Source organism: Mesorhizobium sp. M7A.F.Ca.US.005.03.2.1 (assembly GCF_003997795.1).
Classification (GTDB): Bacteria; Pseudomonadota; Alphaproteobacteria; order Rhizobiales; family Rhizobiaceae; genus Mesorhizobium; species Mesorhizobium ciceri.
In genome coordinates this window covers 2,112-3,069 of sequence record NZ_RZRP01000751.1, presented here as the reverse complement: position 1 = coordinate 3,069, position 958 = coordinate 2,112, and the positions used below count along the sequence as shown (strand labels likewise).

Annotated in this window: 1 protein-coding gene; it reads left to right on the top strand. The window is 65.7% G+C overall.

All coding sequences use genetic code 11. The annotated features are described in order from the left end of the window. Positions 1–958, top strand: a 958-nt coding sequence (locus EN991_RS29585; protein WP_245461107.1) for a pseudouridine synthase, incomplete at both ends; no start/stop codon positions are given.

Genomic DNA, 958 nt, shown 5'->3' with positions numbered 1-958 from the left:
CCGCCGCCTGACGCGCCGCGATGCCGAGGAGCTGATTGCCGCCGGCCGCGTCAAGGTCAATGGCCGCGCCCTCACTTCACCGGCCTTCAACGTGATGCCTGATGACATCATCCATCTCGACGGTATGGAAATCCCGCCGATCGAGCGCACAAGGCTGTTCCTGTTCCACAAGCCGGCCGGCGTCGTCACCACCAACCGCGATCCCGAGGGCCGCAAGACCGTCTTCGACGTGCTGCCGGCTGAATTGCCGCGGCTGATGACCATCGGCCGGCTCGACATCAACACCGAAGGCCTGCTGCTGCTCACCAATGATGGCGGCCTGTCGCGCGTGCTCGAACTGCCGGCCACCGGCTGGCTGCGCCGCTACCGCGTGCGCGTCCACGGCAAGGTCGAGGAAAGCGCGCTTGCCGGCCTGCGTGAAGGCATTGCCGTCGACGGCGTCTTTTACGGCGCCATCGAAGCGACGCTCGATCGCGAGCAAGGCACCAATGCCTGGCTGACGATCGGCCTGCGCGAGGGCAAGAACCGCGAAGTCAGGAACATCCTGGGTTCGCTCGGCCTCGACGTGACGCGGCTGATCCGTATCTCCTATGGGCCGTTCCAACTCGATGACCTCGCCGAGGGCCATGTGCTGGAGATCAAGGGCAGGGTGTTGCGCGACCAGCTTGGTGAGCGCCTGGTCGAGGAATCCGGCGCCAATTTCGACGCCGATGTCACCAAGCCGTTTTCCAACAAGCCGGTGCGGCGCACCGAAGTTCGCGAGCCGGAGCCGGAACGGCCGAAATTCACCCGCGATGGCGAGCGCCGCCCGATCGGCGAGGGCGGGTTGATCAAGAACCGCAAGCGCCGCGAAGGCAGCCGCGATGAGGCTCTGGGCAAACTGTCGACAAGCCCCGACAGAAACGCTGAGAAGAGTTTTGGCGAACGCGCCCCGCGTCCCGAACGCAGCTTTGGCGCT